This window comes from Marinococcus sp. LNHM3E3-2.2, from assembly GCF_056034385.1.
Genome location: NZ_JBQLIC010000020.1, coordinates 1 through 25,270, shown reverse-complemented (window position 1 = coordinate 25,270; position 25,270 = coordinate 1). Strand labels below are relative to the sequence as shown.

The 25,270-nt window shown below is 43.2% G+C and carries 30 protein-coding genes and 3 pseudogenes; 21 read left to right on the top strand and 12 right to left on the bottom strand.

Going from position 1 to position 25,270, the window contains the following annotated elements:
- The first annotated feature begins 318 nt into the window (after positions 1-318).
- Positions 319-1,551, top strand: coding sequence for a YeeE/YedE family protein (locus ACTRXF_RS15430; RefSeq protein WP_474263999.1), 1,233 nt, complete (start codon positions 319-321; stop codon positions 1,549-1,551).
- A 16-nt stretch (positions 1,552-1,567) separates the two neighbouring features.
- Here ACTRXF_RS15430 and ACTRXF_RS15425 read toward each other — a convergent pair.
- Positions 1,568-1,726: pseudogene (locus ACTRXF_RS15425) on the bottom strand (hypothetical protein); the annotation flags it as partial.
- Positions 1,727-2,043: 317 nt separating this feature from the next.
- Between ACTRXF_RS15425 and ACTRXF_RS15420 the strand changes: the two are divergent.
- The 9 genes and pseudogenes from ACTRXF_RS15420 (at position 2,044) to ACTRXF_RS15380 (ending at position 9,632) form a co-directional block, all read left to right on the top strand.
- Positions 2,044-2,175 carry a hypothetical protein gene (locus tag ACTRXF_RS15420; RefSeq protein ID WP_474264002.1) on the top strand — a complete coding sequence of 44 codons (132 nt, stop codon included), beginning with the start codon at positions 2,044-2,046 and terminating at the stop codon, positions 2,173-2,175.
- A gap of 50 nt (positions 2,176-2,225) precedes the next feature.
- Positions 2,226-2,441, top strand: a complete 216-nt coding sequence (locus ACTRXF_RS15415) for a hypothetical protein (RefSeq protein ID WP_474264004.1) — start codon at positions 2,226-2,228, stop codon at positions 2,439-2,441.
- A 133-nt stretch (positions 2,442-2,574) separates the two neighbouring features.
- The gene (gene mgtE / locus ACTRXF_RS15410; RefSeq protein WP_474279729.1) at positions 2,575-3,933 is read left to right on the top strand and encodes a magnesium transporter; all 1,359 of its coding nucleotides are present in this window, start codon (positions 2,575-2,577) and stop codon (positions 3,931-3,933) included.
- Between the two features lie 501 nt (positions 3,934-4,434).
- Positions 4,435-4,692: a GlsB/YeaQ/YmgE family stress response membrane protein gene (locus ACTRXF_RS15405; protein ID WP_474264009.1), complete on the top strand. Its 258-nt coding sequence runs from the start codon at positions 4,435-4,437 to the stop codon at positions 4,690-4,692.
- Positions 4,693-5,063: 371 nt separating this feature from the next.
- On the top strand, positions 5,064-5,867 hold the full coding sequence (locus ACTRXF_RS15400) for an undecaprenyl-diphosphate phosphatase (protein WP_474264011.1): 804 nt from the start codon (positions 5,064-5,066) through the stop codon (positions 5,865-5,867).
- Between the two features lie 91 nt (positions 5,868-5,958).
- Complete coding sequence (gene ftsW, locus ACTRXF_RS15395) at positions 5,959-7,107, top strand: putative lipid II flippase FtsW (RefSeq protein WP_474279727.1); 1,149 nt, start codon at positions 5,959-5,961, stop codon at positions 7,105-7,107.
- On the top strand, positions 7,085-8,242 hold the full coding sequence (locus tag ACTRXF_RS15390; protein ID WP_474264017.1) for an FtsW/RodA/SpoVE family cell cycle protein: 1,158 nt from the start codon (positions 7,085-7,087) through the stop codon (positions 8,240-8,242). The genes ftsW and ACTRXF_RS15390 overlap by 23 nt, the downstream gene beginning before the upstream one ends.
- Before the next feature lie 196 nt (positions 8,243-8,438).
- Positions 8,439-8,588: pseudogene (locus ACTRXF_RS15385) on the top strand (TetR family transcriptional regulator); the annotation flags it as partial.
- 84 nt (positions 8,589-8,672) lie between these two features.
- Entirely contained in the window at positions 8,673-9,632 is a 960-nt protein-coding gene (locus tag ACTRXF_RS15380) for a hypothetical protein (protein ID WP_474264020.1), read from the top strand.
- A gap of 525 nt (positions 9,633-10,157) precedes the next feature.
- Here ACTRXF_RS15380 and ACTRXF_RS15375 read toward each other — a convergent pair.
- Positions 10,158-10,469 carry a MazG nucleotide pyrophosphohydrolase domain-containing protein gene (locus ACTRXF_RS15375; protein ID WP_474279725.1) on the bottom strand — a complete coding sequence of 104 codons (312 nt, stop codon included), beginning with the start codon at positions 10,467-10,469 and terminating at the stop codon, positions 10,158-10,160.
- Between the two features lie 88 nt (positions 10,470-10,557).
- On the opposite strand from ACTRXF_RS15375, the gene ACTRXF_RS15370 reads away from it, so the two are divergent.
- The 4 genes from ACTRXF_RS15370 (at position 10,558) to ACTRXF_RS15355 (ending at position 12,574) form a co-directional block, all read left to right on the top strand.
- Positions 10,558-11,121, top strand: coding sequence for an LOG family protein (locus ACTRXF_RS15370; protein WP_474279723.1), 564 nt, complete (start codon positions 10,558-10,560; stop codon positions 11,119-11,121).
- A 141-nt stretch (positions 11,122-11,262) separates the two neighbouring features.
- Positions 11,263-11,559, top strand: a complete 297-nt coding sequence (locus tag ACTRXF_RS15365; protein WP_474279721.1) for a helix-turn-helix domain-containing protein — start codon at positions 11,263-11,265, stop codon at positions 11,557-11,559.
- A gap of 131 nt (positions 11,560-11,690) precedes the next feature.
- A complete protein-coding gene (locus tag ACTRXF_RS15360; RefSeq protein ID WP_474263946.1) occupies positions 11,691-11,879 on the top strand; it encodes a hypothetical protein in 189 nt (62 codons plus the stop codon).
- The gene (locus tag ACTRXF_RS15355; RefSeq protein WP_474279719.1) at positions 11,879-12,574 is read left to right on the top strand and encodes a nucleotidyltransferase; all 696 of its coding nucleotides are present in this window, start codon (positions 11,879-11,881) and stop codon (positions 12,572-12,574) included. The genes ACTRXF_RS15360 and ACTRXF_RS15355 overlap by 1 nt, the downstream gene beginning before the upstream one ends.
- 163 nt (positions 12,575-12,737) lie before the next feature.
- On the opposite strand, the gene ACTRXF_RS15350 is transcribed toward ACTRXF_RS15355, so the two are convergent.
- Entirely contained in the window at positions 12,738-13,331 is a 594-nt protein-coding gene (locus ACTRXF_RS15350; RefSeq protein ID WP_474279717.1) for a tyrosine-type recombinase/integrase, read from the bottom strand.
- A 219-nt stretch (positions 13,332-13,550) separates the two neighbouring features.
- On the opposite strand from ACTRXF_RS15350, the gene ACTRXF_RS15345 reads away from it, so the two are divergent.
- Positions 13,551-13,799 carry a type II toxin-antitoxin system Phd/YefM family antitoxin gene (locus ACTRXF_RS15345; protein WP_474263952.1) on the top strand — a complete coding sequence of 83 codons (249 nt, stop codon included), beginning with the start codon at positions 13,551-13,553 and terminating at the stop codon, positions 13,797-13,799.
- The gene (locus tag ACTRXF_RS15340; RefSeq protein ID WP_474263955.1) at positions 13,792-14,058 is read left to right on the top strand and encodes a Txe/YoeB family addiction module toxin; all 267 of its coding nucleotides are present in this window, start codon (positions 13,792-13,794) and stop codon (positions 14,056-14,058) included. The genes ACTRXF_RS15345 and ACTRXF_RS15340 overlap by 8 nt, the downstream gene beginning before the upstream one ends.
- Positions 14,059-14,463: 405 nt before the next feature.
- Here ACTRXF_RS15340 and ACTRXF_RS15335 read toward each other — a convergent pair whose 3' ends face one another.
- Genes ACTRXF_RS15335 through ACTRXF_RS15325 form a run of 3 tightly spaced genes read right to left on the bottom strand, consistent with a single transcriptional unit; the run spans position 14,464 to position 15,882 of the window.
- A complete protein-coding gene (locus ACTRXF_RS15335) occupies positions 14,464-14,610 on the bottom strand; it encodes a hypothetical protein (RefSeq protein ID WP_474263957.1) in 147 nt (48 codons plus the stop codon).
- A gap of 13 nt (positions 14,611-14,623) precedes the next feature.
- Complete coding sequence (locus ACTRXF_RS15330; protein WP_474263959.1) at positions 14,624-15,508, bottom strand: permease; 885 nt, start codon at positions 15,506-15,508, stop codon at positions 14,624-14,626.
- 53 nt (positions 15,509-15,561) lie between these two features.
- Positions 15,562-15,882 (bottom strand): ArsR/SmtB family transcription factor, encoded by a 321-nt coding sequence (locus tag ACTRXF_RS15325; RefSeq protein ID WP_474263961.1) that lies wholly within the window; start codon positions 15,880-15,882, stop codon positions 15,562-15,564.
- Between the two features lie 271 nt (positions 15,883-16,153).
- On the opposite strand from ACTRXF_RS15325, the gene ACTRXF_RS15320 reads away from it, so the two are divergent.
- Positions 16,154-16,315: a hypothetical protein gene (locus ACTRXF_RS15320; RefSeq protein ID WP_474263964.1), complete on the top strand. Its 162-nt coding sequence runs from the start codon at positions 16,154-16,156 to the stop codon at positions 16,313-16,315.
- 328 nt (positions 16,316-16,643) lie between these two features.
- Here the strand turns inward: ACTRXF_RS15320 and ACTRXF_RS15315 are convergent, their stop codons facing one another.
- The 6 genes from ACTRXF_RS15315 to ACTRXF_RS15290 all read right to left on the bottom strand — a co-directional run bounded on the left by ACTRXF_RS15315 (position 16,644) and on the right by ACTRXF_RS15290 (position 21,728).
- Entirely contained in the window at positions 16,644-17,342 is a 699-nt protein-coding gene (locus tag ACTRXF_RS15315) for a response regulator transcription factor (protein ID WP_474263966.1), read from the bottom strand.
- 34 nt (positions 17,343-17,376) lie between these two features.
- Positions 17,377-18,033 (bottom strand): phosphate signaling complex protein PhoU, encoded by a 657-nt coding sequence (phoU, locus tag ACTRXF_RS15310; protein ID WP_474263968.1) that lies wholly within the window; start codon positions 18,031-18,033, stop codon positions 17,377-17,379.
- A 12-nt stretch (positions 18,034-18,045) separates the two neighbouring features.
- Positions 18,046-18,825: a phosphate ABC transporter ATP-binding protein PstB gene (gene pstB / locus ACTRXF_RS15305; RefSeq protein ID WP_474263970.1), complete on the bottom strand. Its 780-nt coding sequence runs from the start codon at positions 18,823-18,825 to the stop codon at positions 18,046-18,048.
- Between the two features lie 21 nt (positions 18,826-18,846).
- On the bottom strand, positions 18,847-19,725 hold the full coding sequence (gene pstA, locus ACTRXF_RS15300) for a phosphate ABC transporter permease PstA (protein WP_474263972.1): 879 nt from the start codon (positions 19,723-19,725) through the stop codon (positions 18,847-18,849).
- The gene (gene pstC / locus ACTRXF_RS15295) at positions 19,726-20,664 is read right to left on the bottom strand and encodes a phosphate ABC transporter permease subunit PstC (RefSeq protein ID WP_474263974.1); all 939 of its coding nucleotides are present in this window, start codon (positions 20,662-20,664) and stop codon (positions 19,726-19,728) included. It lies immediately after the preceding gene.
- An 83-nt stretch (positions 20,665-20,747) separates the two neighbouring features.
- Positions 20,748-21,728 (bottom strand): phosphate ABC transporter substrate-binding protein PstS family protein, encoded by a 981-nt coding sequence (locus ACTRXF_RS15290; RefSeq protein WP_474263975.1) that lies wholly within the window; start codon positions 21,726-21,728, stop codon positions 20,748-20,750.
- 211 nt (positions 21,729-21,939) lie between these two features.
- On the opposite strand from ACTRXF_RS15290, the pseudogene ACTRXF_RS15285 reads away from it, so the two are divergent.
- The 4 genes and pseudogenes from ACTRXF_RS15285 to ACTRXF_RS15270 all read left to right on the top strand — a co-directional run.
- Positions 21,940-22,188, top strand: a pseudogene (locus ACTRXF_RS15285) (inorganic diphosphatase); the annotation flags it as partial.
- Positions 22,189-22,541: 353 nt separating this feature from the next.
- Positions 22,542-23,126, top strand: a complete 585-nt coding sequence (locus ACTRXF_RS15280; protein WP_474263977.1) for a hypothetical protein — start codon at positions 22,542-22,544, stop codon at positions 23,124-23,126.
- Between the two features lie 259 nt (positions 23,127-23,385).
- A complete protein-coding gene (locus tag ACTRXF_RS15275; RefSeq protein WP_474263979.1) occupies positions 23,386-24,231 on the top strand; it encodes a replication initiator protein A in 846 nt (281 codons plus the stop codon).
- Positions 24,232-24,256: 25 nt separating this feature from the next.
- Entirely contained in the window at positions 24,257-24,607 is a 351-nt protein-coding gene (locus tag ACTRXF_RS15270) for a hypothetical protein (protein WP_474263981.1), read from the top strand.
- Positions 24,608-25,270 lie beyond the last annotated feature (663 nt).

Sequence of the window (25,270 nt, the reverse complement as noted above, 5' to 3'; positions counted from 1 at the left end):
ATATTGGATAAGATCTTTTATTCATCCGCGCTTTCGGAAACGTTTCCCAGAAGCCTAAATTGACAGGAGTTTCTTTATCTTTTTATTAACGTAATGACAATTATCAGAAGTTTTTTATTAACAAACAAGCATTTCAATCTTTCAGGAATAAAAAAGATAGCGTTCATTTGATGAATACGGTTGTGAAATGTAGATGTTTTTCCCTTTTCCTACTAGGAGGGATAAATATGTCCATCTTCTTTACGATAAGGGTGTAAACTGTTTGAAGAAGGGGAATTAAAGAAAGTCTTAGTACATATCCTAGTTAGGAGATATTTTATGAATGATAAAAGCACCACAGGGACAAATTCAATTTTAGATAATCCACAAAACATTATTTCAATTTTATGCATTTTGGCCATTCTGGCGCTTTCTTTCATTTCTTACCAGATATCAGGCTGGCAGTATGTGATTCTGCTCTGGGTTGGTTTTCTTCTTGGATTTTCTCTTTTCCACGCCCGTTTCGGTTTTTCGGCCGTTTACCGGCAGATTATTGAAAAAGGCAATACGGAAATGCTCCGGGCTCATATGCTGATGCTTATCCTCGTATCGACCTTTTCAGCTGCTATTTTTATTGGCGGTGCGGCTTTGTTTGGCACAGGCCCTTTTCCGGCACTTTCCGCTGTGAGTGTTGGATTGATAGCTGGTGCGTTCATTTTCGGTTTTGGCATGGAAATAGGCAGCGGCCTTGCCCCCTCTTCATTTTACGAAGCAGAGGGCGGCAGAACCGCCTTGCTTTGCACATTGGCCGGCTTTACGGCGGGGGCAGTGGCAGGGGCCGCCCATTTTGGATTTTGGAACACGTCCCTTCCTTCGTTTGAGCCGGTATCGCTCGCAATGGATACGGGCATCGGTTACATAGGGGCCTGGCTGATTCAGGTTATTTTTCTCGGACTAGTTGCTTTTGGCTCGTACGTGCATAAAAAGCGAACGAGGCCTCCGGCTCTTCCACCGCTGCCTTCCGCTGCAAGCTGGAGCCGGATCATTTTCGGCTCCTGGCCGCTGTGGGTGGGCGCTGTTATTCTGGCAGTATTAAATGCGCTGATCTTTCTCGTGCAGGGGGAGCCCTGGAAGCTGACAGCCTCCTTTACGCTATGGGGGTCAAAGATAGCGACGGCTCTTGGAATGGATGTGAGCGGGTGGACATACTGGATTGAACAGAATCAGTTTGTTGCGCTCAATCAACCAGTGCTGATGGATTCCATGAGCATCATTAATTTCGGTGTCATTCTGGGGACTATAGTAACTCTGGCAATGAACCGTCAAATCCGGTTTTCGAAAATCCCCCTGCGGGTTGCTTTAATCGCCCTGATTGGGGGAGGGCTGATGGGATACGGGGCGAGTATTTCATTTGGTGCCAATATTGGGGCTTATTTCAGCGGTATCGCTTCCTTTAGTCTGCATGCATGGTTATGGCTTATCATGGCTGTTCTTGGTGTGTACACTGCCTACTATATCAGCCATCGGCTGCCGTTGTATCATTACGAAGAAGGAAAGCGCACGGGGAAATAAGGATAGGATAGCTATCTCAAAATGAATTGATCCCCGTCAAGTAGATAATAAAAATAAGTAAAACTGTAAGCGGCTTGATTCTGTATTCCATTAAAGGCAAGCCGTTTAAATATTCCTGGTATCGTTGGTGATTGTAAAACCGAATATAGCGACGAATCGCTTCTACCAAGTCTTCATAGGTGGCATAAAACGAGTCTAGTTTTGAGGAAAGAAAGAATTTTCATCGATATATACTGAATAAAAAAGCATGATCACTTCATCTTTCTCTCTAGTATGTGATTTTATAAAGCAAACGTTTAGGTTTCATTTCTATTTCTTCGTTTTATTAGTCATAAATTTCACATCTCATATTATCATATTAAATAGGTCGAAATGCTATCTTCATGGCTAGGGATTTGTTGTTAGATGTTCGCCCCCATCGGGTATGGTCTATAAAAATAAATTTCAAATCTAAAGCCATCATGCATGGTTTTCCGAAAGGAGCGCAAAAACGTGAAACGTTGGTTCAACATTTTTATCGTCCTCCTTGTGATGCTGGGAGCTTCCAGTACCCTGGCCGCCTGTGGAGATGATGAGAAATCCGATGGTATGCCGGAAGAGTTTCCGAATAATGAAGATGAATAGTTCAGAGGACGGTTCCACCCCTCATCCAATACCTTTAAAGGAGAGAGTCGATGTTTAAGCTTGTCTTAACCCTGTCGAATACGCATCAGATTTCGCATAAAGTCCCCAACGAAGATGATGCTCTTGATTTGTATTTTACTATTCAGCGCGCGATGAGTTCCGGCACCGACGAACAACCGCCAGACGTCTTAACCTTGGGAGACGCTTTGCTCGTCCGCACCGACGCTGTCGTCTCCTGCGAGCTAAAAGGCCCACGAACGCAGTAATCAGGGAACAGCTCTCCAGAGAATATTCTCTGGAGAAGAAGGACATGAAACGAAAGAGCAATTCTCTTCTCGGTCAAAGCTGCCTTTTCTTTGCTGTTACTCCCATCATTTATTTGTAAAGAAGGTGTACCTGTTGTTCTTAACCATGACGGAAAACGAGACGACCCTTGCTATTATTCAAGCAGTAAAGGAAGGAAAAAAACAAACCGTACAGGATATCATGCAGGAATTACAGCCATATGATATGGCTCAACAATACCTTCATGTCCCCGAGAAGCATCGTCAAAAATTACTGACGTATCTTTCTGTGGAAGAACTTTCTGATTTGGTCCAGGAACTGGAAAAAGAAGAACAGCTGGACGTTTTATACAAATTGGGCAACGACCAATCAACAAAAGTGCTCGATGTCATGGAAAATGATGACTTGGCTGACCTTTTGACAGACCTGGAGCCAGAACGAACGGAAGCATTGCTGGCCGACATGGATCAAAAGGAAGTCACCGCTGTTCAAACCTTAATGAGCTACCCTCCAGAAACAGCTGGAGGCATTATGACGGACCGTTATGTCTCCATTCCTAAGCATTACTCTGTCCAGGAGGCCGTGGATAAACTTAAACATTTTGCCGAAATTGCCGAATACCTAAACTATTTGTACGTTGTTGATGACAATCACGATCTAGTGGGCGTCGTTTCTTACAAAGACTTATTGCTAAACCAGCTTCAACATAACATTGAAGATATCATGTATTCCCGGGTGATAAAAGTGGATGTACATATGGATCAAGAGGAAGTGGCCAAGTTAATTTCCCGCTATAACTTTATATCGATCCCTGTCGTCGAGGATGAAAACACCCTGGTAGGCGTTATCACCGTAGATGATATTATCGATGTAGTTATCCAGGAAGCGAACGAAGATATCGAAAAATTGTCCGCTACTGGTAAAGCCATTGATTTTGATACGAAGCCACTTACCGCAGCCTATAGACGCTTGCCGTGGTTAATTCTATTACTGTTTATCGGCCTTATTTCGGGCAGCATTATTGATGGATTTTCTGCCACGTTGGAGACCGTGGTGGCATTAGCCTTTTTCATGCCCATGATAGCCGGAATGACAGGGAACACAGGAACCCAGTCCCTTGCCGTTGTCGTGCGGGGCTTGGTATCCAACGATTTGGATGTAAAACAGATCATGAAACTGATTGCTCGCGAATTGTGGGTCGGGATTATGATTGGGATTACCTGCGGTATCATGATCGCGTTGATTGCATTTATATGGCAAGGGAGCTTTACGCTAGGACTCGTCGTTGGCAGTTCCTTATTAATGACGTTAATCATTGGTACGTTAGCCGGAACCATCATTCCTCTCATTCTATATAAATTCGACGTTGACCCTGCTGTGGCATCCGGGCCCCTCATCACTACGATCAATGATATATTATCGTTGCTGATCTATTTTGGCATGGCCACCATGTTCATTTCGCAGTTAATGTAAATGGAGGTACCACGATGATTCGCTATTTCATCCATATGTTTTTGTTTTTTTGTGGATTTTTTCTTTTTATCTTTTCGATGATACTTCCAGGTGATTTAGAAATCGTGCAACTTCTCATTGGCCTGGGTTTCATGATTATATTTGGATTAAAACTTCGCAAATCGAGACAAACGTTCTAATATGTTCGATCTGCCCCTCTGGAGATCTACTCATATGAATCCCAGACATATGATGAGAGTAATGAGGATCAAAAGAACTTACATAGAGCAGGGGTCTTCAGATAAGACCCCCTTGCTCTTTTATGTTATAGGTGGGCCGCTCCATCCTTTTCTCGTGCATATCTAATACCGGAATGATTAATGAGAAATCACCAGCACGTAAACAATCGCCAGTGGTTAATAATTTTCTTTTCATCCCACGTTTGAGTACATATGGCACGGGAATCATAGAAACTTGAACGTTTTTAATACTCAAAGCAAGAGATTGTAGGAGGTGAGACACATGTTATCGTTTATTTGGAGTTTAATCATCGGTGGCCTCATTGGTTGGGCTGCCGGAGCTTTGACCGGTAAAGGCGTGCCTTTTGGTATCATTGGTAATATTATCGCTGGCTTTATCGGAGCAAGCCTGGGAACGGCCCTACTCGGAAGCTGGGGACCGGCGATCGGTGGCTTCTCAATCATTCCCGCTCTCATCGGGGCTATTGTATTAGTTCTGATCGTTAGCGCTATTTTTAACGCTGTTCGAAAAAAGAAATAATGGTCATCCATGGAAGGTCTTTTCTTAAAGGCCTCCCCTGCCGGCAAGCCTCTATACTCTAGAGGTTGTCGGCAAATTTTTTATGATATTGTAAAAACAAATAGCATGGCCTTTGATGTATAATCAAAATGAGTATTTTCTCGAACCTTCGTCGTCTCTACCCGCATTTCCGCAACCATACCAATAATGATTGCGCCTCATTGCCTCTTCGGATATAATATCGCCTTTAGCATTAACAACAACTATCGAGGAATCTCTCTTGGCACGGGATAAAGAGTTTCCAAAGAAACCAATGCCTTGATTCGTACGTAGAGATATAAGGTTATTTCATCACTCTAAGTGTCCGCACTATAATAATAAGGAGTTTTCCCATGCTCGAATTGCTTCAATACATACTATTAGGGCTTATCCAGGGGATCACCGAACCTCTGCCTGTGTCTTCCAGCGGTCATTTGCGCATGATGGCCTATTTTTTCGGTCTGCAGGTCCCGGATTTGCATTTAGAAACCTTCTTAAATGCCGCTTCGCTTATCGCCGTAGGTATCGTCTATCGAAACGATCTAATGGAATTGCTCACTGGCACCTATCGCTACCTCCGTTTTCGCCACCCCGAAGATGGGACGATGTTTCGCTTTGCCCTGCTATTACTGATCGGCACCCTCCCGGCAATAATCGCCGGCGGATTGTTTTATCGCCAAATCAGCGGCCATTTAACCAGTATGACGACGGTCGCGGCCGCGTTACTGATCACTGGAGGGGCGTTGTACCTGGTTCGGAAATTACGGGGACATAAACAGGAAGCAGGCATCACCGTCATCGATGCCCTTCTCATCGGCTTGGCCCAGGCGCTCGCTCTTGCTCCAGGGATCAGCCGGTCCGGAGCTACCGTCGTCGCGGCCCTGGCAAGAAAAGTGGAAGCGGAAACGGCGCTGAAATATTCCTTTTTCTTATCCATCCCGGCCAGCCTTGGCAGCCTGGTCCTCACCGGCGATGAAATTATTCAGGCCGTGACGGCTCCGGGCGCTTTCGGCTTTTACCTGGTCGCTTTTCTTGTCTCTCTCCTGGTGTCCATTGCCGCCATCAAACTGTTTATTGAAGTGTTGACCAGCGGCAAACTCATCTACTTTGCCGGATACTGTCTCACCGTCAGTCTCCTGTTGTTTTTGTTCGTGTAATACGTGGGCTTGTTCGTCCCCCGGGTGGTGATGGTACAACAGGAACTGCCACCAATAATCATAGAACTACTTTTCCGAAAGAGGTCGTTGTATGCGTAAAACCTGGTTCACTCGAATGGATCTTCCTCTCCTGATCACCACGTTTTTGATGGTGGTCTTCGGTCTGATTATGGTCTACAGCGCGAGTTTCCCCCGCGCCTACTACCAATTGGACGACGCCGCTTACTTTTTAAAACGGCAGGCATTTTGGGCTTTGGTGGGCACCGGGGTCATGCTCGGGATGATGATCGTTCCCTACCGGAAATGGAAAGCCTTCCTCCCCTTCTTTCTCTTGGTATCTGTGGTCATGCTCCTCCTTGTGCTCGTGATGGGCACCACCGTGAACGGCTCGACCCGGTGGCTCACCTTCGGACCGATCCAGGTCCAGCCGTCGGAGTTTGTTAAATTTGTGCTGATTCTCTACCTGGCCTATGCGTATGCCAACAAACGTCCGTACGTGCACCACTTCACGCAGGGGATGTTGCCACCACTCATCATGGTGCTCCTGTTATTCAGCCTCGTGCTTCTGCAGCCGGACCTGGGCACCGGGCTAATGTTTATTTTATTGGCAGCGGTCATGGTCTTTCTGGCCGGGGCCCGCTTCACGCATCTGGCCATGCTAGGCATCGGCGCTGCGGGTGCTTTGACGTGGCTGGCCACCCGGGCCTCGTACCGGATGGACCGCCTGATGGCCTTTCGGCGTCCCTTTGATTACCCGGAAGAAGGCTTCCAGCTGGTGCAGGCGTTTGTCGCCATGGCCAACGGCGGCTTAACCGGGACCGGGCTGGGCCAAAGTATCCAAAAGCAGGGGGCGCTTCCGGAAGGACACACCGATTTTATTTTTGCGATCATCATCGAGGAGCTTGGGATTTTTGGGCTGGCGGCCGTGCTCGGTGGCTATGCCGTGATAGCGACTCGGGGGTTTCGCATTGCCCATCACGCCCGCACGGTGTTTGGCCAGTTACTGGCGTACGGGATCGTCTTTTTTCTGTTGGGCCAAACCATCTTTAATTTAGCCGCCGTGAGCGGAATGATGCCGATTACCGGCATCACCCTTCCGTTCATTAGCTACGGAGGCTCGTCGCTCCTTGTCTTTATGGCCAGCATGGGGCTCTTGCAAAGCATTCATCGACACAATACAAAGGAATCCCCTCCCCCAGCACGAAAGGAGTTTTGGCATGTACCGTCTTCAGCGGGATAAGCATGATATCAATTTATGGTTTGTCGTATTTCTGTTTGCGGTGGTCAGTTGTTATGCGATTTATCACGCCCAACAGCTCGCGCAATACGAAACCAATTTCATTCCCCGCCAAATGATCTTTTTTGGGCTTGCCGCCGGGGGAGCCTTTGTGGTGACGCATATTGATGACGATTACTTCCGAAAAGCCGGAGGAATCTTATACGCTTTGGGCCTTCTGCCATTAGCAGTACTTTTGGTCGCTCCGGAGAGCATCGCCCCAACGATCAATGGTGCCAATCGGTGGTTTTCGCTGGCTGGATTTCAAATTCAACCTTCTGAATTAACCAAGCTCACCGTGTTGATTCTGTTAAGCCTGTTGGTGGAAAGGCATCACCGCCGCTATGCCCCGGCGACGTTCAAGCAGGAAGGGCTGCTACTATTGAAATTGGGGGCCGTAACGCTCCCACCGATCGGATTTTTAATGCTGCAGCCTGACATGGGAACGGTCATGCAAATGCTCGCCCTCCTCTTGACGATCGCATTGGTTTCCGGTGTTTCCGCCTTATGGCTGGGTCTTATTGTCGGTGTTCCCTCGCTGCTTTTTCTCGGATTTTTAGGACTCTTTTATTTCGTACCAGGTGTATTAGAACGGCTTTTATACCCACTAATGTCGGATTATCAGGTCGGCCGCATCGAAGGATGGCTCCAGGCGGACGCTAATGTCAACCAAAGCTTTCAGGTCGACCGGGCCATGAGCCTGATCGGCTCCGGTCAACTGCAGGGAAACAACCTCCCGATTTATATCCCTGAAGCTCACACCGATTTTATTTTTGCGATCATTGGCCATCAACATGGTTTTATCGGGGCCGCTGTCCTGTTATGCCTGTATTTCGTCCTGGCCTATCTGATCATCCGCACGGCATTGTTAACGCAACACACCTTCGGTCAGGTGTTGTGTGCCGGCGTTCTCGGCCTTTTCGCCTTTCAGGTGTTTCAAAACATTGGCATGAATTTGGGGCTGCTTCCCGTCACCGGGTTTCCCCTCCCCTTTATCAGCTACGGCGGCAGTTCCCTGATTGCGACCATGTTAGCCCTGGGGCTCGTGATGAGCGTGCGCTACCACCACCGCCCAAGTATGTTTGTTCGGGAAAACTAGAGGAGTATTCGATCTTCGTTTTCCTTCTTGAGCACAAGTTCCACAAAACAGCCATCTTCCAAGGAAAAGTGGACGATGGCTGTTTCATTCATGCTATAGCGTCTTCTCCCCCACCTGAGTGTTTCAGGGAAGACGATTACTTACACTTATTTTGTTATTATTCCTTACACAGAGCCCCAATGCTCTCCCGGCCATTATGGGAAGACCGGGGCAATCTGATAAAGCTATCCAGCAAGCATTGAAATTATTTCAAGAACGAGAAACAAATAATATGAGCGTGAACGATATCGTTAAACTTACTGGTGTGCCCAGGTCAACTATTTACGCTAAAATGAAACATAGGTAGTTTTACAGGAATAGAGGTTAATTCTGAATTAGTTGAAGAAGATAAAGTAGTTGATGAATAAATAGTGTTCTAGGGGGAATTTTATTGAGAATCTCAGAATATTTTGGTTTAGAAGAACATGGTCAGGAAAACTTTGAATTCTTAAATCTAAACGTTCCGGTTGATAATGAATTATTTTTAGATCCTACAAGAATTGCTGCTGAAGAAGGTTATGAAGATTGGCTTGCAAAGATTAATGATTTTCACTATACAATTTTCGGTCTGTATGAGAATGGCAGATATGAAGAGGCTAGGGAATTGTTTGTTAATTCCAGAGAATCCAACGAGATATTTTTAGGTTACTCTAGAGGATCAGCTGGAGGGACTGGTAATTCTGAAGAGTCACTTGCACTTGTGTACGATTATATAACTGAAAATCATCTGTATGAAGATAATCTTGTCCGTCATCCAGAAGAGTTTATGGTTTTTATTCCGAATTTTGGTCCGGATCATCTATCAGATTTTGTAGCTAGTATTATAAAACGTGAGCTGGTCGAATTTACTATTAGACAATCTGATTTAAATAATATTCCTAGAGATAACGAATTTAACTATGCTTTTTGGAATAGTATTGATCACGAGTGGCAACATGAGACTCGACGTGTTCCAGAGGTTTGGGATGAGGTTAGGGGAAGAATGAAGCCATTGCTATTACTTCCAAAAAGATTAGTAGTGAAGAGTTTTCTAATAGGGCCTGAACAATATCTTATGCAGGTAGTACTTGCTTGGAGACAAGTAGTGCACCGTGATATGGATAGTGAGATTCATAGAAATAGAACGGAAAATCAACAATTTGCAGCAAGAGAGTTGATAAGAGATGAAGAACTTAGAAACGAAGGTCGATCAGTTAAAGATTATCTTATTGAACAAACAAGGGAAAATAATGATTTGATAGAGAATGAAAGGCGAAGAATTTATAACATGCAAAGGGGTACTGAACCTAACAGGTTAGATGATCAGGAGTGGGATGATTATTTCAACGATGAGGATGAGGGCCAAGAGTAAATTGTTGTCGTTGCTTTTCATTTCGTCAATGTAACCGGAATTTGGCGGAGCCAATGGAGGATTAAGAATTGACGTTGCTTTGTGGTTTCCAAGCTCTTGGCGATAGCAAAAAGGGAAAAAGTGTTTTTCCTTTTTGCTTCATCCTCGACAGAGCCACTGGAGGTAGAAAGAAAGTTTTTGGCTGCCCCTTTTTGAAAAAAGGGGCATTCTTTTTTTGGCCATGCTTCGCATGGCTCGGCGGAGCCGACAAGCCTCTCAGAGCAATTTCGTTTTGACACACTTGTCAAAACTCAGACAGAAATTTTCCTTTATTATAAAAAGTAATTGCTTAGGAAATCGAACGTTTCTTTAGAGGTTTTTTGATCAGGTAAAAAATAATAAAAGAGTTTCTCCATGAACAAATGGAAAAACTCTCTAAATACAGATCTGGCGTTTTACATTCGATAAATAGTTTTTAAATAATTATCTAAACCGATTTGGATATAGATCATGTATGCTTCCTAGATTTGATAGAAAGCATACATATTAGGTTCTAAATAATAGTTTTTCCTGGTGAGCCTGGAAAATATCTTCTAAAGGTATATCGTATGTATTGGCTATAACGATGAGGTTTCCCATGACGTCTCCTAGCTCCTCCACTAATTGATGATGCTTTTCTTCCTCCGTTAACGATGGCTCATCCGGACGATCACGGCCGATTTCCATGGAGCGTATCGCACGAGAAACTTCTCCGACTTCTTCCGATAAAAAGCCCATTCGAATAAAGATATTGAAGTCTGCCCATCCTTTCTCCCGGTAATACTGATCGATAAATGCTTGAAATGATTGAATGTCCATATGCTCGCTCCTATCATATCCATTTTTTGTATGGTAACATAGATTTTCATACTATATATAGTGTTTTTTTATGAAAGGTTGTGTACATATGGAAAAAATAGCTGTTTTTTGTGGTTCCAGCTATGGCGACAGCCCAGTCTTTCAGACAGCTGCCAAACAATTTGGACAACTGTTAGCCAACAAACAAATTTCCTTAGTCTATGGAGGGGCAAGTGTAGGGTTAATGGGCGATTTAGCCGATAGCGTCTTAGAACATGGAGGATACGTTATTGGGGTCATGCCTCAAGACCTCGTGGATCGAGAAATTGCCCATACGTCTTTACATGAATTACATACCGTGTCTTCCATGCACGAACGAAAAGAGAAAATGAGCTCCTTGGCTGATGGCTTTGTGGCCTTACCTGGAGGGCCCGGCACGCTGGAGGAATTCATGGAAGTATTCACCTGGGCCCAGCTCGGATTTCATCAAAAACCGTGCGGGCTGTTGAATGTGGATCACTATTACAGTGGTTTTGTGAACTTTATGTATTACATGAATGATCGTGCTTTTTTACAGGACCGCTATCGCGAGATGGCCATTGTCGAAGAAGACCCGACGATGCTTCTAGACCGGTTGCATGCGTATACTGCTCCAACTATAAAAACGTACTAACGAGTGAAACCATAAAATTTATTATTAGCGTCTAAATGTTCCACTAATAGTCACTCTCTACAAGATAAAAGACTTTAAGATCCACTCATGGAACCCTTGCTACATAAAGAAAAAATCCTAAAAATGGAGGGGGAGGAAGCGATGGCACGCCATGAAGCCGAACAACGGCATGTAGATCTCTTTGGCGAACAAAAGATGCTGGAGGCGAAAACTCGAGGACGCCTGGCCGTTCAAATCAAACAGGCGCGCAAAGCCCAGGGGTGGACGCAACAAGCACTAGCTGAACAAGTAGGAATGGCGGTATCGACGATTCGACGCATTGAATCGGGATCAACGATGCCAAGTGTAGGTACGTTAATAGTGATAAGCCAAGTGCTTTCCATTACCTTCGTTATTGGAGAGTCGTCGAAACCTAGGGAACCTTTTTCCGACGCATGAGTGTTTTCGGTGCCTTATGCTTTGTTTTCTATCGCCCATCATAAGGGGAGGAAAGCTGCTTCTATACCGTTGTGTTGTTGCTTATGATAAAATAACTATAATGAACTATGCCCTTGAGAGGGGGAAATTTTATGCGAAACATGACGATCGAACAAATTAATGCGAATATTGAAAAGCGCCAATCGATGATTACGGCCGTCAAAGAAAAAAAACAACGAGGTTCAACCGACATGCCTGGGTGGACGAATGAACGAACAAGGGAACGGACGCAAACCGAACAAGAGTTATTACAACGGTTTGCCAAGAGAGGGTACAAGTAATGGCCGTCCCCTCATCGATCCAGGAGTCCCGTTTGTATCTTGCTCAGTTGGATCCGGAAAATAAATTCGATACAATGATGAAAATGGCAGGCGTTATCACCAAGCACTTAGAAGAAGAAGGTATCCAACCCATTGTTGTCGGGGGTTTATCCGTAGAACTTTATTCCAGGGAGCAATACACCACGAGAGATATCGATTTCGTCGCCCCCAATCATCATCAAATTAGCCGGGTGTTAGACCAATTGGGGTTTCGATCCTATGGCAAAGACTTTTATCATGATGCACTGAATGTATCGATTGAAGTTCCCTCAACCACCTTAACAGGCGATCCAGAGAAGATCGTAAATCTTTCTTATGAAGGGTTTACGATTAACATTATCGGAATTGAAGATATTATCATTGACCGCATTCAGCATGCGTTAAATACCAAAACCACGTTAGATCTAGATGATGCAAGAATTCTCATGATCACTCAATATGAGGAGATTGATTGGACGTATTTCAACGTTCATACGCTGATGCAAGAACCTTACTCCATGATGGGCATCGACGCGAAAAGAGCGATGTATTGGATCGAGAATATGCATCAACGAATTGAAGAAGCGGACGAATCAGACACCATAGAAACAATTGCGGCATCGACCGATATCGACCGACAGTTAGCCAGAGGAACGATCAACGTCGAAGACCTTTGAATCTTAGAATTCGAGGGTCTTCGACGTTTATTTTTTCACGACATAAATGTGAGGGCATATCAAAAAAATGGACGAATCATAATGATCAATAAGTTCGGCATTATTTTTTTCTTTAAACTTGTTCGGATGGTTATTTCCTTCGTCATGAATGTAATAGAACGTTCTAACCTAACCGAAACTGTTCCAGGCTGCGATTGATCTCCTCGCGGCGGATCCCAATGTATCGTTTGGTGATCGTCGGCGACGCATGATTAAAAATCTCCTGAAGCAGGGCCACGTCTTTGGTCTGCTTATATAGGTGATAGCCAAACGTTTTACGCATCGTATGCGTGCCGATGTCGGTGCGCCCCAGCCAGTCGGCGGCGGCTTCCAGAATGCGATACACCTGCGTGGTCGAGAGGTGTTTTCCTTTCTGGCTGGCAAACAGGTACGCTTCGTCGGCCTTCCCCTCAAGAAACGGATCCAGTTCCGGCCGGATCGAGGCGAGCTGGATTTCCCGTTTCTTGCCCGTCTTCTGCTCCTGCAGGTAACAGGTGTCTTTCCGCACGTCACCGACCCTTAACCGAACCAGGTCGCCCGCCCGCAGGCCGGTATTGATGCCCGTTAAAAACAACAACACATCCCGTTCCGCCAATTCTTTTCGCTTCTTAGAGGCTTTATTTCCCCGACGCAGGGCATTGATCATGTCTTTAATTTCTTCCTGGGTGCGTAACGGCTGCACATTAACCAGGTGAGATTCCCCTTGTCTTCCCATCATTCGCCCCCTCCTCTTTTATGTATGGTTTTCGTTTTTAAAAAATGAAATCATACATTTGAGTATACTGAAAAAAGAAACCCCTGTCGAATCGGGGGTAAAAATGTACGCTTTTATCTCAATTCATACATTTTTATAAAATCCTATATGTTTGTGCGATAAGCCAAGAGCATCGACAAATTGTACAATTAAATGTACAATGATAACAAGGAGTTGATAACAATGACTGTTATGAATTATTCCAATGCCCGAAAAAATTTTAAGGGATTGATTGATAAAGTCAATGACGATAACGAAGCCGTCACCATCACGACCAAAGAACGAAACGCTGTCCTTATCTCGGAAGACGAGTATAACCAATACCTTGAAACCATCTATCTCTTAAACAACCCGAGCAATGCCAAGCATCTATCGGAATCCATCAATCAATTAAACCAGGAAGAAACCATGACCGTCGATATCGATGAGTAAGTTGAATGTCTTATTCACCCATAATGCGTTTCAGGATTATCAGTATTGGCAAACCAAAGATAAAAAAATGCTGAAACGCATTAATCAATTGATTAAAAGCATTGAACGAGACGGGGCGTTGGACGGTATTGGGAAACCAGAGAAATTAAAAGGTAATTTAGCCGGCTTTTACAGTCGTCGTATCGATATCGAACATCGATTGGTGTATACCGTGGATGAGCAGCAAATTAGTATTATTGCTTGCAGATACCATTATTAGATCAATCGCGTAGAAAAATTTCCTTATAGTAAAAGAGAAAGGCTTGCTGGTTATTTCCAGGAAGTCTTTTTGAATGGGAATGGAACCACCTCGGCCGTACTCTTAATACTGCATAGTCATGGTTGTATCAAAACGTTATCTCTCTATTTGATTGGTTTCAAAAATCGTCGGTAACATATTGGAGCAAGCAATATGCTGGAGGTAAAAATCGATCAAGTCTATCAAAAGGCGTACTTTTTGATATGTAGTTCTGCATAAGATGTCTTCGAATTCAATATTATCCAAGTGAAGCAAGAAATATGGGTGATTTAATACGGTCCATGAAATTTTATGAGTCCTTTAAACAAAAAGTTGCCTGGAGGAGTAAACGGAAGCTGGACCCTTCCAGCTTCCGTTTACTATTCGTTACCTTTTTTTCTCTTGTTCGTTTGTCTTTTTCATCTCATGCTTTTCCTCTTCCGTATCTTCTACTTCTTCAATTTCGATGCTGCAGCAGTCATTATTGGACGAAGAAGAAAACAACTTTTGGAAAAAATTTTTTTGTTCAGCCATCGTATCACCTCCTTTATAATAGTATTTGGACAATGATTCCCGTGCTCCCGGCGACGAGCAGGATAGAACAGACGAAGGCTGCTACTAATTTTTTTTGAAACAATTTATTTAATAACACCACCTCGGGGATACTTGCCCCAGCCCCTCCGATGAGTAACGCAATCACGGCTCCTGTGCTCATGCCTTTACTGATGAAAGCTTCGCCAATCGGTAAAATAGCTTCCGCACGAATATACATGGGAATACCGATGACCGAAGCCATAGGAATCGACCAGGGGTTGTCGCTTCCGGCATAAGTCACAATAAGGTTTTGAGGAACGAAATTATAAATAAAGGCACCAATAAACACCCCGAGGAGCAAAAAAGGCATCATCGGATAGAAAAAGCCCCATGCATCGTGAACAGCCATTTTCCACTTTGCCTTTGGTCCTCTATCTTGATCATGGCCTCCTTTTCGTACCCTGATATTTTTCACAGCATCTTGAAAACCGAGACCCGTCCACACGATCCCGACCAGCATAGAAAACAATCCCACCATCAGCACGTACGCCAGCGTAATCTTCCATCCTAATAACGTCCATAATAAAATGACGATAATCGGGTTCAAGAGTGGAGAAGCAATCAAAAAAGACATGGTTGGCCCAAACGGGGATTTAGATGAGAGCAATCCCGCTACAATAGGAATGGTCGAACAGGAACAAAAAGGGGTCAATGCCCCCAGTCCGGTCCCGTAAAGGTAATTTCTCCAGGACTGCCGGTGGGTCAGCATACGTTGAATGCGCTCCTCGCTTACTCTTTGCTGCAGCCAACTCACGACAAAACTGACGAGGAGAAATAAAATCGTTAGTTCAATGAAAAGCGTAAAAAACGTTTGCAAAAAAGACATGATGGCGTCCATGCTTCTCCTTCTTTCTTTACATCAATTTTTTTTGATTTATTATCGAAAAAAATTTATTTCTTTTCCGGATAAAAAATACAACATAACTCTTCAGATAGGACGCTTCTTACTTCTTCTTCATTTAAGCGATAATAATTCCAGGTACCAATCTTTTCTTTTTCGATCAAATGAACGTCTAATAAGATTTTTAGATGATAGGAGAGCTTGGATTGTGATAACCCCGTGATATCGGTTAGGTCACAAACACATAACTGCCCCTGCTGGTTCAATTCATACATGATTTGTAATCGCAGACGATCCGAGAGCGCTTTGAATGTTGCTTCATAGGTTTGAAAGCTTTGATTCGAATACGTCTTTGGTTGGGATGTAAGCATTTGTATCGCTCCTTTACATCAACTTTTTTTGATTTAAAGTCATCTTATCGTAGAATCCTGCTTTTGTAAACGAGAGATACTTCCTTTTTCTACTATGAAGTTCGAAAATTGAAGTTCTCCATTTATTTCATTTGTCGTTCTTGCGCTATTCGTATAAAAATATTAGCATATGATTATATAAAAATGTATTGGTTCTCCCTCTCCCTTTGAATAAATTTACATCCTCCTCCATTCAAAGATGATGGTTCGAGAGCCAACAAAGGGGGATCCTATGAGAATATGGCAAATTATCCTGCTTGTCGTTGGAATCATTGTTTTAAGTCTCGGTTTGCTGGCGCAGCAGACATCTCCATTATGGGCCGCCATTGGTATTACGGTTGGTCTTCTTGCAATAATTGTAGTCGGTTATACCCTTCGGCCTAGGAAACGGTGATGGCAGCCGTGGGAAATGGGAAAGGATTCAAGTGGTTCCGGGGGAGGGGCCCCGGCCATCACCGTTCTTCACCGAAATATTTAACGGCCAAAGATATTGCCATCACCTGGAAAGATCAAACTATTGTCATTCAACGTGTCCCTATTATGGAAGAAGTCACGGGGAACATTCACCTTTCGTGGAAGACCAAATTTCATTGTGCTCGCATCGCTAGAAAAGCGTATCGACAGGGTCATCTCTATATGGATTTTTGGGACAGATAACAAACAAACGCGGGCCGATCCCTAATGATCGGTCCGCGTTTACTATTAATGATGAAGAGCATACCTTATTTTTCTTTCATCGAAGATGGAATATCAAAACGATAACCTGCGTGCCGAACAGTCACAATATAAGTCGCATTCGATAATTTTTCTCCCAACTTGGTTCGGAGATTGCTCACATGCGTATCGATAGCCCGGCTTTTGATTTTTCCTCCAATCACGTCGACCAACTCATCCCGCGATACAATTCTGCCTTTATTTTCAAATAAATACTGTAGAATGGCCATTTCATTATTACTCAATGCCTTGGTTTCGCCGTTAATAATCATGGTATAACTATCTGGCAGAATCGTTAATTTTCCAGCGTCTAAAATTCGGCCGTCATAGTCAATAAATTCCGTGAATTGAGGTTGATAGTAACGCAATGTGCGTTTCACGCGAGCAATCACTTCCCGGCAGCGATTTTCGTCCGATACAATATCATCGACCCCCATTTCCAATGCCAGCACGGCGTCAAATTCATTTACACCCGGCTCGATAACGATAATAGGTGTCGAATCACCCGTGTACCGTAACTCCCGGGTGATTTCTAAAAAGGCAAAACCGGGGCCGATCAACAGTAAATGACACTGATTCGATGATACAAAATCAGTCACATGATCCGATTCCGACCATGTGACAAATGTATAATTACTGGTTCCCAAATGGTCGGCCAATAGGGCCGACCATCGTTTTTCCGATTCTAATATGCCTATGACTTTCACGCGCGCATGCCCCCCCTTCTGACAGCACCGCGTGCTAGCTGTTCAAATCAAATTGCTTCCCTTTGACCAAATAAATAATGCTTTCCGAAATATTGGTAACGTGATCTCCAACCCGTTCGAGGTCCCGGCAGACAAAGACGAGCTGGGTCACCTGCGCGATATGATTCGGATCTTTACCCATATACTCCAATAATTCCCGCAAAAGATTTCCATGTAAATTATCCACTTCATCATCTTTTTCCGCTATAGCATTCGCATGTTTTACATCTTCATTTTGAAAAGCTTCCAGTACAGATTCAAGCATTTTAATAACCTTATTGGCCAACTGAGGAATATCTTCCAGCGGCTTAAAGAATTGTTCTTCTCCAATGCGGATCGTAGATTTCGCGATGTTCACTGCTAAATCGGCCATCCGCTCCAAATCACTGGAAATACGAAGCGTAGCAACCAAGCGGCGCAAATCGGTCGCAACAGGCTGCTCTTTTGCAATCAGCCAGATCGCTTCATCATTTAACTCATCTTCTAGGCGGTTAATTTTATAGTCCTGATCGATCACGGCTAATGCCTGATCTTTATTTTGATTTTTCAACGCTTCTATCGAATCATTCAACGCTTTTTTCGTTTTTTCCCCCATGTACATTAATTTTTCCTGTAATTGGTTTAGACTTTCTTCAAAATCTGTTCTAGCCATTAGAACCCCTCCTTAACCGAAGCGTCCGGTGATATAGTCTTCGGTCTGCTTTTCCTGTGGATTGTGGAACAATTCATCAGTTTTCTCATACTCAACGACATAGCCATTTAAGAAAAAAGCTGTACGATCGGAAATCCGGGCCGCTTGCTGCATGTTATGCGTCACAATAATAATGCTGTATTGTTCTTTTAAGGTATTGATTAATTCTTCTACCTTGTTCGTTGAAATTGGATCCAGGGCCGAGGTTGGCTCGTCCATCAATATAACTTCTGGTTCAATGGCCAAGCACCGGGCAATACAGAGACGTTGCTGTTGTCCGCCGGAAAGCCCCATGGCGTTGGTTTTTAAACGATCTTTGACTTCGTCCCAAATGGCCGCATCCCGCAGGCTTTTTTCGACGATTTCATCCAGTCGATTTTTTTTCTTAATCCCGTGAATTCGTGCTCCGTATGCCACATTTTCATAAATCGACTTTGGAAATGGATTGGGTTTTTGAAATACCATACCCACTTCAGTACGGAGGTCTTCGACTTTGTATTTCGGATCAAAAATGTTGTTTCCGCGGTAATTAATGCTTCCGGCCATTGTGACACTCGGCACCATTTCTACCATTCGATTTAACGATTTAATAAAGGTTGACTTTCCGCAACCGGAAGGTCCGATAATCGCTGTCACGTCGTTTTGACGGACATCCATATTAATATTATATAAAGCTTGCGTTTCTCCATACCACAGGTTAAATTGATCAGCTGACATGACAATATCTTGTTGATTTGCTTGTTGTGCTTGCATTCAGATCCTCTCCTTGATCGGTTAATAACGCTTCGATAATTTATTCCGAATTAACACGGCCGTTAAGTTCATGATGACAAGCATCACGAGCAAAACAATGATACCGGCTGCAGCCACATTTTGGAATTCCTCCTGCGGACGGCTTGTCCAGTTGAAAATTTGAATCGGCATAACAGTAAACCCAGACCAGATACTATCCGGTGCGAACGAGATAAACGTCAGCGCGCCAATCATAATCAAGGGAGCGGTCTCGCCAATCGCCCGGGACAAAGCTAAAATAGAACCTGTCAGCATTCCTGGAATGGCTGCTGGGAGGAGAATACGTCTTACAGTTTGCCATTTGGAAGCACCTAACGCGTACGAAGCTTCCTGGGCCTCATTAGGTACCGAGCGAAGTGCTTCTTGGGAAGCAACCACGATAATCGGGAGAATTAATAAACTCATGGTTAAACCCCCGGCCAGTACACTTCGGCCCATTTCCATCAGACGCACGAAAACGGTGAGGCCCAATAAGCCAAACACAATGGAAGGCACACCGGCTAGGTTGGAAATATTGATTTTAATAAGGTCCGTAAATTTATTTTTATATGCATATTGTTCCAGGTAAATGGCGGTGCCTACGCCTAGAATAATAGAGACAGGAGCTGTCACGGCCATCAGCCATATGGTTCCCGTGATTGCGGCATAAATACCGGATTCTTCCGGGAAACGAGAGGCGAAATTGGTGAGGAAATCCCAGCTCAAATACGACCATCCTTGGAAAAATACCCGGGCAAATAACACGACCAACACTAGTAACGAAAATGTGATCGCGGCGATAAAAAGTCCAAAAAAGATCTTATTCACAATAAGACGAGATTTCGTTTTTTGATGAATTTCGTTTTCATGATACAAAGCCATTTAATATTCCTCCCTGAACCTTCTCGAAATATATTGTGACAGGAGGTTCATGATTAACGTAAAGACAAACAGCGTCATCCCGACAGCATAAATACTGTAGTAAATCGTAGAACCGAACGAAGCGTCTCCCAAACTGACTTGAACAATATACGCCGTCATTGTCTGAATCGATTCGGTCGGGTCCGCAGTCAATTTCGGTGTCGCCCCGCCTGCGACGGTCACAATCATGGTTTCACCAATCGCACGGGACAAGGCAAGGACAAAGGAAGCAATAATGCCGGATAGTGCTGCAGGAAGGACAATTTTTACCGCTACTTCAAATTTGGTCGCTCCCATCGCGAGGGCCCCTTCGCGCATCGCATTCGGAACGGCACTCATGGCGTCTTCGGATAACGACGCAATCATCGGAACGATCATGATACCTACCACGATACCCGGGCTCAAAGCGTTAAATAAGGGCAAATCGATAATATTTTGAAGCAACGGGGTGACAAATGTCAGCGCGAAGTATCCATACACAATTGTTGGGATCCCAGCCAATACTTCTAGAATCGGTTTAATGATGCGCCGGGTACGATCACCCGCATATTCACTTAGAAATATAGCGCTTGCCAGTCCCACTGGAATCGCTACAATCATGGCAATCAGAGCAATTAGCAATGTTCCACTAATTAACGGGAGGATGCCGTAGGAGGCGTTATCAGCCACAAATGGATACCATTCCGTTCCAGTAATAAAATCGCTAAAAGGCACACGATTAAAAAACGTAATCGTTTCAAATAACAGGGTCAGTACAATGCCAATAGTCGTGATAATGGATACAATGGCACATACAAGAAAGATAAAAGGCACAAGTTTTTCTATGACCTGTCCCCAGGATCCCCCTTTTTGTTTATTTTTTCGAATCTCCGCTGAAACGGATTCCGATGACTTATTCATGGTGCTTCCTCCTTTACAAAGCGAAGAGAGTGGGAGCCTTTCCCCCACTCTCGCAACTAATCAAGGTGCTTGATTGTTGAATGCTACTCTTCAGCAATATTATTTAATTCATCAACTTGCTCCTGGTAATCTTCTTCCGGCAGTGCCACATATCCTACCTCTTCCACCAAGTTACCAGCATTTTCAAGTGCAAACTGCATGTATTCATGGACGGATTCGTTTTCCTGAATCGATTCGTTATTCACATATACATAGAGCGGGCGAGATAACGGCTCATATTCATTGCTTTGGACTGTCTCATGCGAAGGTTCTACCTGGTCACCTTCACTATTTTCAATAGGAACTACTTTTAACGAATCCTGATTTTCCTCGTAGTACGCGTAGCCAAAGTATCCAATAGCGTTCTGTGAGCCCTGTACGCCCTGTACGAGAGTATTATCGTCTTCCGATAAGGAAGCATCCCGGTCAATCGCCTGTTCATCTAAAATCACTTCATCAAAATAATCATACGTACCAGAATCGGTTCCCGGACTGTACAATTCAATTTCTTCATCCGGCCATTCTTCGCGAACGTCGGACCATGTCTCTACGTCACTATCCTCTAGAAAAATAGATTCTAGTTCATCTGTCGTTAAGTAATCGACAAAATCATTTTGTTCATTTACGACCACGCTTAGGCCATCATAGGCAATTTCAAATTCCGTGTACTCAATGCCGTTTTCTTCGAGCTGTTGCTCTTCTTCTTCGGAGACCGGCCGGGACGCATTTTGGATATCTGTTTCACCATTGATAAATTTTTCAAAACCGCCGCCCGTTCCAGAAACACCGACAGGAGCATTTCCTCCACCTTCTTGAGCTGCATATTCTTCAGATACAGCTTCCATGATTGGGAATACGGTCGAAGAACCATCAATCGCAATGTCTTCCGCTTCGCCGCTAGCTTCTTCCTGACCACCATCGTCTTGTCCTGTTTCTTCCGGTGATTCTGTGCCATCCCCTTGACCACATGCCGCCAATGTTAATGCGGAAGCTGCAAACATGGATGCTCCAAACCATTTTTTCATTCCTGTTTTCCCCCTAAGCGATTAGTATGTATATATTCCTATTGCTGAACCACTACCAATAGTAAAGGGAAAGCATTAACCTACTATGAACTGAATGTAAAGATTGTGTAAATTTATAAACAGAGGTTAACGTTTTATATGTTTATTTCAATATTCTTGAAAATAACAGAAACTTCTCCTTCCGAAAGTTCGTGCACTTTCCTTTCCAACGTTTCCTGCATGCGTGATCCCATCTAGGATCCTAGGAGTTTTTTTAATGGAAGACGAACACGGGCCAGAGGAAAAATTGATTGGAATCGCTGATGGAGATCCGTTTTTCAGCGGAACACGAGAGCTTAATGAGCTCCCTGAGCAAACATTGAAAGAACTCAGTCACTTCTTTCAGCATTATAAGGATTTAAAAAAGAAGAAAGTAACTATTCTTGAAGGGGAAAAAAGCATTCCGCGCTTAAATTATTGAGAGATATTCAAACAAGGTACATTAACCACTAGAAAAAGGCTGGATCGCGTAGAAACCCCAAATCGTATACATGTGTTCTTTCGTCTCCACGATTCGGGGTTATTTTAATTCTATGACCAGGTTATATGCTCTATGATTTTAATTAGTTCTTTTATGAAAATGTCTGTGTTTACATATCGGCCCTTATCGGAAGTTAAAGCTTCTATGATAATCATAATTAACGTCAAAAAACATTTTTATGATTATCATACAAACAAGTTATTAAAAATTGGTTTTTATAATTATCATACAGTGATACTATTAAGACATGAACATAAAATGTTCTTATATGATTATTATAAAAATGGGGGTCTATGATTATTATGGAAGTTGAATATAGACTGAAGCATCTTGCAGAAGAATTAAATATAACTGAATCAGCTGCCAGAAAATATTATGGTTTATTCGAAGAGAATGGCCATAAATTTGATAGAAATAAGCAGAGTTATATTGTATTCAATAGACAAGACGTTGAGCTTTTCAAAAAAATGATTGAGCTAAGAGACGAACAAGGATTAAAGCTCCAAGATGCAGTGCAGCGTTCTATAATTATCATAAACGGAAGCGATTATAATAATCATAGAAATGATTTAAGTATAAATGATCCTGTGAACTATATGCAGAGTTTAAACGACAAGATGGATGACATAAAAACTTTGCTTAAAGAACAAAATGAGGTCATCCATGAACAAAGACAGTTTATGACAAAGCAACAAGAAACTATTGAACATCTGAAAAATTATGTAGATGAGCAAAAAGAGCAAAAATTGTTAAAAGAAAAATTAGAAGAAGAGATACAACAGAAAGAGGAAGAGAAAGAAGAGCAAAATTCAACTTCTTTAGAGGAAGATACTGGAGAAAAGAAAAAAGGATTCTGGAGTCGTCTATTTGGATATTAAAACTTTAAACTTGGTTTGCTAATTTTTAGGCATTCCGCTAAAATGTACTTAATACAGACGAAACAGCCAGGCGGCAACCTGACTGTTTCAGAGTTTTTCCTGCTAATCCAACAGAAAAGATATGATTTGTAAATAGTGTATCATATTCTCTTATCTATGCAAGGGAAACGTTCATCTATTTATACATAACATTTTTTGGATAATGTATTTATAAGCAGGAGAAACTCTCAAACAAAAATTAATTGTTGGGAGTTTTTTTATGTCTAGATTTGTAAATATTTTTGAAGAGTATAAATTGAAACATGTTCAAGTACCTAAAGTATTTTTGACTGGTGAAGGCCAATACCGAGACATGTCTAATGATGCAAAAATGGCCTGGGCAATCTTAAGAGATCGTTGGACTTTAAGCAAAAAAAACGGATGGTTTGATGATAATGGTGATATCTATTTTATTTTCACCCAAGAAGAAATTTGTAAACGCTTGGGAGTTTCGGTTTCAAAATGGCAGCGCGTACAAAAACAATTAAAAGAATTAGATTTATTACATACCAAACGAATGGGTCAAAATAAAGCAAATCGTATATATTTAAAATGGCCAGAAATCAGTAAAGAAGATGTCTATGAAATGGACGACATGGATTCACAACCTGAAGAAGAAACTAAATCTCTTGAGCCAGTAGGGAAGTTTCAAAATGAAATATCCGGAAGTTTCAAAATGAAATATCCGGAAGTTTCAAAACGAGACTCTAACGATACTGAATCTAGCAATACTGAATCAAACGATACTGAAGAAGTTCTTGTTAACAAGAATAAACAGGTTAACAATATATATTCTTCTAATAATTTCTCTTCAAAAGAACAAGAAGAAGTCGACCAAATAGAACGGGAATTTCATCAGAAAGGGTTATCTCTTGCTGTCATTCAACGAGTTCGTCAAGAAGTCGAATCGAACAATAATCACGTGCGTCATTTACGAGCCTATTACCGTCGTTGTTTGGAGAATACGTTACACAAGCACCATTTAAAGCGAGATATGATTGACCAGCCTTATCCGCATTTACCAGCTAATCATCCGCTGAACTATAACTGGCTGCAGGATAACTGATAAACCCAGAAGAGGGGGGAATTCGATGGCAGGAACCATCTCCAAAATCAATCGAAGTGTGAAACAGTTGGAAAAAGAATTAACGACGATCGGTTTCACCGTGAAGGTGGAATCGGCTTCCGATAGCATGACGCAGTACTTGATTGTAAATCAGGGAGACGTTCCGGGAATTACGGTAAGTGATCGCCGATCCAAAGGGAAAAAACTAGCGCAGTGGGCCGCCGAAGTCGTGGTCACTGCTTCTACGGAAACTTATGAGATCAATACGTATAAGGATCCGGAAACCAAACAGCCCTTTACCCATTACGTTTTCTCGTCGCATAAAGCGAACAAGATCCCAAAACTCTGGAAAGCTTTTGGAAACGAAGCAACGTAAGCCTCGTTGATCATGAACACCCCCTAGAGCAAACACAGCGATCCCATGAGCATCATTTCATCTGTTATTAGGATTGAGGGAAAAGAAAGAACAGCCAAACGTTTCTGTGGCTTCTCAGAGCCTTTCAAGATGTGCGGGATGGATCCGACTATCGAAAAAGAAAAGAAGCATCTGGTTGATCGATCAACCATCGATGATTGCTGCAACCATTTCTCCACGACCTTAACGATAGATGACTCAGCTAAGGGTCCATCGATCTGCTAAGACAGAACCAAAATCAGCCATCAACAGACACATCATCGTGTGCGATCGCTCCATGATCAAGTCATCATGAAAAAGACCATTGGCGCTTGGATATTAGGCATCATGGAACCAGGTATTGGCTTTATTTGGATCCATGACCTGCAATAAAAGCCTCAAAACCTGTACTCAAAAGTGTCACAGACCCCCGGTTTTGTACTCAATCCTGTCACAGCCCTGTCTCAAATGTGTCACACAGCGCCATTTTCAAGATATCACCCATAAAACCCGGCACTGCCGGGGATAGCACAGCGTGATATCATTTTTCCCTTATGCTCTTTTCTATTTTTTTGATCTTGCAGGGGGAGTGTTCGGATAGGAAGGTATCATGGAACAGGAAAAGAGCAGTACATAAACCAATAA